Here is a 6,072-nt window from a genome sequence, read left to right as displayed (position 1 = left end):
TCCACCGTGCTGGTCGGCAAGTTCGGCGACCTGTTCGGCCGCAAGGTCGTCTTCCAGGTCAGCGCGGTCGTCTTCGTCGCCGGCTCGGTCTTCGCGGGCGCCGCCACCAGCATGCTCATGCTGATCGTCGCCCGCGCCGTCCAGGGGATCGGCGGCGGCGGACTCATGGTCACGGCGATGGCCCTGATCGCCGACGTCATCCCGCTGCGCGAGCGCGGCAAGTACCAGGGCGCGCTGGGCGCGGTCTTCGGGGTCACGACGGTCGTCGGCCCGACGCTGGGCGGTCTGTTCACCGACCACGCCACCTGGCGCTGGTGCTTCTACGTCAACGTCCCCGTCGCGATCGTGATGGTCGTGATGGCCGCCCGTACCGTCCCCGTCGTCCGGGCCGCCGTCCGCCCCGTCGTCGACTACGCGGGCATCGCGCTGGTCGCCCTGGGCGCCTCGGGACTGGTGCTCGCCCTGGAGTGGGGCGGCAGCCAGTACGCCTGGGACTCCGCCGTCGTGGTCGGGCTGTTCGTCTCCTCGGCCGTGCTGCTGACCGCGTTCGTCCTGGTCGAGCTGCGCGCGAGGGAGCCGATGCTCCCCATGCACCTGTTCCGCAACCCGGTCTTCGTCGTGTGCTCGCTGCTCAGCTTCATCGTCGGCTTCGCGCTGCTGGGCGCGCTCACCTACCTGCCGACCTACCTCCAGTTCGTCGACGGGGTCTCCGCCACCGAGTCCGGGGTCCGCACCCTCCCGCTCGTCGCCGGACTGCTCGGCACGTCCATGGCCTCCGGCACCGTCATCGGCCGCACCGGGCGCTACAAGGCCTTCCCCATCGCGGGCACCGCCGTCATGGCGCTCGGCCTGTACCTGATGTCCACCATGGACCGGGCGACCGGGCCGTGGCTGGAGTCCCTGTACATGCTCGTCTTCGGCCTCGGCATCGGCCTGGCCATGCAGGTCCTGACGATCGCCGTCCAGAACACCGTCGCGTACGCGGAACTGGGCACCGCCACCTCCGGGGTGACCTTCTTCCGCACCCTCGGCAGCGCCTTCGGCACCGCCGTCTTCGGCACCCTGTACGGCAACCGGCTCGGCCCCGCCCTGTCCGCCGCCCTCGCCGAGGTGCCCGGCGTCCCGGCCGCCGCGGCGCAGGACCCGCAGGCCCTGCGGGCGCTCCCGCCCGACCGGGCCGCCCCGATCGTCGACGCCTACGCCGACACGATCCAGCACGTCTTCCTGTGGGTCGCCCCGGTGGCCCTGGCCGGTTTCGTCATCGCCTGGTTCCTCAAGGAGGTGCCGCTGCGCGACAGCGCCCGCGCCGGCGCCTCGGACATGGGCGAGGGCTTCTCCGCCCCCGACTCCCCCGACGCCGTCGTCCAACTGGAGCGGGCGGTCGCGGGCGTCATGCGCCGCGAACACGCCGCGGAGCCCGCCGTCGCCCTCCGCATCCTGGCCGACTCCGGTTCCCCGCTCACCCCGGGCGAGGCCTGGGCGCTCGGGCAGATCCACTGGCGCGACCGCTTCCAGGGCGGCGCCTCACTGGACGCCGTCGCCCGCGCCCACCACATGCCCGGCGAGGTCCTCGAACCCGCCTTCGCCAAGGTGGCCCGCGGCGGCTGGGCCCGCGTGGACGGCGACACCCTCACCCTCACCGCGGCCGGCCGCGCCCAGCTCGACCTCCTCGCCGCGGCCTGGCGCCGCTGGCTGGACTCCCGGCTCGACGACTGGACGATCGCCGACCCCGCCGACCGTGCCCTGATGGACCGCGCCGTCGACAGCCTCGCCCGCAAACTCCTGGAGGAGAGCGAGGACGACCGCCACCCCGCACCCGTGTAGGGGCCGGTCCGTGGGGCGAAGGAATCGCCCCGCATCCGTAGGGTGGTCGTATGACGCTCGATCTCGACGCCTATCTCGCCCGCATCGGCTGGGCCGGGGAACGCCGCCCCACGGCGGAGGTGCTGCGGTCCGTGCACCGCGCCCACATGCTGGGCATCCCGTTCGAGAACCTCGACCCCGTCCTGGGCCGGGCGCCCTCGCTCGCGCTGCCCGATCTGGAGGCAAAGCTCGTCCACGGCCGGCGCGGGGGCTACTGCTACGAGCACAACACCCTGTTCGCCGCGGCGCTCACCGCCCTCGGGTTCCGAGTCACGCTGCTCACCGCGCGCGTGCTGGTGGGGGCGAAGCCGGGGGACGTCCGCCCCCGTACGCACATGCTCATGCTCGCCGAGGTGCCCGGCGAGCCGGTGCCGTACGTGAGCGACGTCGGCTTCGGGAGCATCGGCGCCCTGCTGGAGCCGTTGCCGCTGGTGGCGGACGTGGAGCTGCACGACGCGCCGCGCCGCCACCGGCTGGTCCACGCGCCGCACGACGGGCCGCTGGAACTGTGGAAGCTCCAGGCGTACCCGCCCGGCGCCGCTGACGACGGCTGGGAGGACCAGTACGCCTTCACGGTGGAACCCTTCCAGGCCCCCGACTACGAGGTCATCAACTGGCACGTGGCGACCAACCCGCGCTCCCCCTTCTCCCGCGGCGTCTACGCCCAGCGCACCACCGGCGACGCGCACCTGTCCCTGACCGGACGCCGCCTGACGGAGACGACGGCCGACGGCACCCGCAAGGAACGGGAACTGGCGGACGCGGACGAGGTGCTGCGGGTCCTGGCGGACGACTTCGCCGTACGGCTCCCGGAGGGGACGCGGCTGCCGGAGTGACCCGGCGGCTACGACGCGTCCTTCCCCTCGGCGAGCGTGTGCGCCACCAGGGCGTTGGCGTGTCCGTGCCCGAGTCCGTGCTCGGCCTTCAGCCAGCCGACGAGCTCCATGTGGCGGGTCAGCGGGGAGGAGCGGATGAGCTCCTTCCACTCCTCGACCGGCCGGCCGTACTTCTTCTCGATCGACGGGAAGTAACTCGCCGGGCCCTTCACGTTTTCTGTCATGCCCGGTGGACCGCGCGGGCGCCGTGAATCCATCGGCACCGTGGCGTGGCCTGCGTCACACCCGGTCCTCGATTCCCCGCGTCAGGTGAATTCCGCCGGTTCCCGGCGTGCCGCCGCCCGCCGCGTGCCTAGCGTGGCGCTGCGGGACGACGCCAGGGGAGCCGGACGGGGGTGGCCGCGTGACGGTCGAGGACAAGCGCTCGGTGAGCATGAGGATCTTCGGGGACCTGCTCAAGGCGCTGCGCGAGGGCCAGGGGCTCACCCTGGACGCGGTGGCGGCGCACACGGGCTACTCGAAGTCGCAGACCGTCAAGATCGAGTGCGGTGAGCGCATCGCCAGCACGGCGTTCATCGACAGGGCCGAGCAACTGCTGGGCTCACCCGGGGTGCTGAAGGCGGTGGCACCCCATCTGTCCCGGGAGAAGCTGCCCGTGGGGTACGGGGAGTACGCGGACGAGGAGGCCCGGGCGCTGAGCCTGGGATCGTACAACACCCACGTCATTCACGGCCTATTGCAGACCGAGGCCTACATCCGTGCCGTGTTCGGGGCCCGCTGTCCGGCCCTGGAGGAGGACGAGGTCGAGCGCTGGACCGAGGACCGGCTGGCCCGCCAGACCCTGATCACCCGCCGGCCCGTGTGCATGCTCTCCTTCGTCCTGGAGGAGTGGCTCCTGCGCCGCCCGACGGGCGGACGGGCCGTGATGGGGGCACAGTTGCGGCACCTCGTCGAGGTGGGGCGGCGGCGCAACGTCCAGATCCAGGTCATGCCGGCCCGCTACGAGTCGCACGCCGGACTCGACGGTCCCTTCACCTTCCTGGAGAACCCCGAACGCCAGTTGCTCGCCTACGCTGAAGGTCAGGTCGGGGGCCTGCTCACGGATGACCGGAAAAGGGTCAGTCTGCTCCACCAGCGCTATGGCATGATCCGGGCGCAGGCCCTCACGCCGGAGGACTCTGCCAAGGTGATCGAGCAGATTGCGGGTGAACTGTGAGCGCTCTCGTGTGGTTCACGTCCCGTCACAGCGGCAGCGACGGCGGCGAATGTGTGGAAGTTGCGGTCGGCCCGGCTGCCGTCCACGTACGGGACTCCAAGGACAGGTCCGGCCCGGTTCTGGCCTTCGAGCCGGACGCGTGGACCGCGTTCGTGGCCTTCGCCAGCCAATTGTCCGAACCCCAAGGATAGTTACCAACCGGTAATCCGAACGCCAGTTTCCGCTCACCCGCACCAGCGAACGTACGGTGCATGACAACCCTCAAAACCCTCACCTGGAGACGCGGCGCCGTCGTCGCGGCGATCATCGCCGCCGGGGTGTCCGGCATCGCGCTCCCCGCCGACGCGCACGCCTCCGAGCCCACCGGCGTCCCGGTGGTGGCGGCCACCACGGCCTCCGCCACCGCCGTCTCGGTCGGCCACGAGACCTGGCTGCGGGACGTGCGCCCGGTGATCGACCAGGCGCACACCTACGTCCAGGACCGTACGGCCGCCCGGAAGCCCGGCGAGAAGCTGGCGATCGTGCTGGACATCGACAACACCGCGCTGGAGACGTACTTCGACTGGTGGTTCCCGCCGGCCGTGGCGCCGACGCGTGACCTCGCCCGGTACGCGGACTCCCGTGGCGTGGACGTCTTCTTCGTCACCGCCCGGCCGGACTTCATCTACCCGGCCACGCACTACAACCTCGACCGCGAGGGCTACCCGGTCGCCGGGCTCTACGGCCGTTCGATCCCGGACCTCTTCGACGAGGTCAGCGCGTACAAGACGGCGCAGCGCGCCGCCATCGAGAAGCGCGGATACACGATCGTCGCGAACATCGGCAACAACACCACCGACCTGGTGGGCGGCCACGCCGAGCGCACCTTCAAGCTCCCCGACTACGACGGCCTCCTGGACTGACACCGTCCGTGACCGGGCCACGCCCGGGGGACGATCGTTCCCCGGGCGTTCACCATGCCCTCATGCGCGGGCTTCGTACGCGCTCGACCTGCGGCTTAGCGTCGCCAGGTCCTGTTCGTCCGATGTAGACGAGGTGTAAATGTCCCTCCGGCACGCAATCGCAGCCCTGGCCGTCGTACCCGCGCTCGTGGTCCCCACCGCCGCCCAGGCGGCCACGGCCCACCACGGCCACGGCCACTCCCCCAAGGCCTCCTTCGACCTGCAGGCCCACCGCGGTGGCATCGGCATGACCACCGAGGAGTCCCTGGAGGGCTTCGGCAAGGCCCTGCGCCTCGGGGTGAGCACCCTGGAGCTGGACACCCACGTCACCAAGGACCAGAAGGTCGTCGTCAACCACGACCGCCAGATCAGCGCCCAGAAGTGCAAGGACACCGGCCCCGTGACGGCGGGCGACCCGATGTACCCGTACGTCGGCAAGTACATCAAGGACCTGACGCTGGCCCAGATCAAGACGATGGACTGCGGCTACCAGCAGCTGCCCGGCTTCCCCGAGCAGGAGCAGATCAAGGGCCACCGCATGGTGGAGCTCAAGGACGTCCTGGGCCTGGTCAAGAGCTACAAGGCCAAGAAGGTCAAGCTCAACATCGAGACCAAGGTGGAGGCCGGCGCCCCCGAGCAGACCGCGCCGCGCGAGCTGTTCGTGCGCCGGGTCTTCGAGGAGATCCACCGCTCGGGCATCGAGAAGCAGGTCACCATCCAGTCCTTCGACTGGGGCGCCCTGAACGAGATGCACAAGCTCGCGCCGAAGTACCCGCTGGTGGCGCTCACCAACTACGACTTCCTCCAGGTCGGCAAGCCCGGCGCCTCCCCGTGGCTCGGCGGCATCGACGCCGACGACTACGACGGCGACTTCGTCAAGGCCGCCGCCGCCATACCGGGCGTCAAGGCGCTCTCCCCGGTCTACGGCATGCCGCAGAACGGCACCATCGCCGACCCGAACTTCACGTTCTACGTCACCGGGAAGATGGTGGACGACGCCCACGAGCGCGGCCTGAAGGTCATCCCGTGGACCTGTGACGACAACCCGACCATCGAGGCCCTGATGGACATGGGCATCGACGGCATCATCACCGACTACCCCAACCACGTCCGGCAGATCATGGCCGACCGCGGCATGCGCCTGCCCAAGGCGTACCCCGCCCCGCGCCACTGACGAGCGGCGCCCTGCACGCGGACGCCCCCGGGACCGGCTGCC

7 protein-coding genes are annotated in these 6,072 nt (G+C 70.9%); 6 read left to right on the top strand and 1 reads right to left on the bottom strand.

Translation table 11 applies throughout. The features are described from left to right. Both ABZ312_RS41885 and ABZ312_RS41880 read left to right on the top strand, forming a co-directional pair. Nucleotides 1-1,824 (top strand): MDR family MFS transporter (locus ABZ312_RS41885; RefSeq protein WP_500439976.1); only part of this gene is annotated, 1,824 nt, incomplete at its 5' end. Between the two features lie 50 nt (nucleotides 1,825-1,874). Continuing rightward, entirely contained in the window at nucleotides 1,875-2,699 is an 825-nt protein-coding gene (locus ABZ312_RS41880) for an arylamine N-acetyltransferase family protein (RefSeq protein WP_500328969.1), read from the top strand. A gap of 8 nt (nucleotides 2,700-2,707) precedes the next feature. Here the strand turns inward: ABZ312_RS41880 and ABZ312_RS41875 are convergent, their stop codons facing one another. Further along, complete coding sequence (locus tag ABZ312_RS41875; RefSeq protein WP_499512298.1) at nucleotides 2,708-2,923, bottom strand: DUF4287 domain-containing protein; 216 nt, start codon at nucleotides 2,921-2,923, stop codon at nucleotides 2,708-2,710. 179 nt (nucleotides 2,924-3,102) lie between these two features. Between ABZ312_RS41875 and ABZ312_RS41870 the strand changes: the two genes are divergently transcribed. The 4 genes from ABZ312_RS41870 to ABZ312_RS41855 all read left to right on the top strand — a co-directional run bounded on the left by ABZ312_RS41870 (nucleotide 3,103) and on the right by ABZ312_RS41855 (nucleotide 6,030). Further along, nucleotides 3,103-3,915 carry a helix-turn-helix domain-containing protein gene (locus ABZ312_RS41870; RefSeq protein WP_500328968.1) on the top strand — a complete coding sequence of 271 codons (813 nt, stop codon included), beginning with the start codon at nucleotides 3,103-3,105 and terminating at the stop codon, nucleotides 3,913-3,915. Continuing rightward, nucleotides 3,912-4,106: a DUF397 domain-containing protein gene (locus ABZ312_RS41865; RefSeq protein WP_500328967.1), complete on the top strand. Its 195-nt coding sequence runs from the start codon at nucleotides 3,912-3,914 to the stop codon at nucleotides 4,104-4,106. Before ABZ312_RS41870 ends, ABZ312_RS41865 begins: the two co-directional genes overlap by 4 nt. A gap of 60 nt (nucleotides 4,107-4,166) precedes the next feature. Continuing rightward, the gene (locus ABZ312_RS41860) at nucleotides 4,167-4,817 is read left to right on the top strand and encodes an HAD family acid phosphatase (protein WP_500439975.1); all 651 of its coding nucleotides are present in this window, start codon (nucleotides 4,167-4,169) and stop codon (nucleotides 4,815-4,817) included. A gap of 139 nt (nucleotides 4,818-4,956) precedes the next feature. Further along, a complete protein-coding gene (locus tag ABZ312_RS41855) occupies nucleotides 4,957-6,030 on the top strand; it encodes a glycerophosphodiester phosphodiesterase family protein (RefSeq protein ID WP_500439974.1) in 1,074 nt (357 codons plus the stop codon). Nucleotides 6,031-6,072: the final 42 nt, after the last annotated feature.

This window comes from Streptomyces sp. NPDC006207 (genome assembly GCF_040613835.1).
Classification (GTDB): domain Bacteria; phylum Actinomycetota; class Actinomycetes; order Streptomycetales; family Streptomycetaceae; genus Actinacidiphila.
Note: the sequence above shows the minus strand (reverse complement) of the source record. Positions and strands in the feature narration are given on the sequence as shown.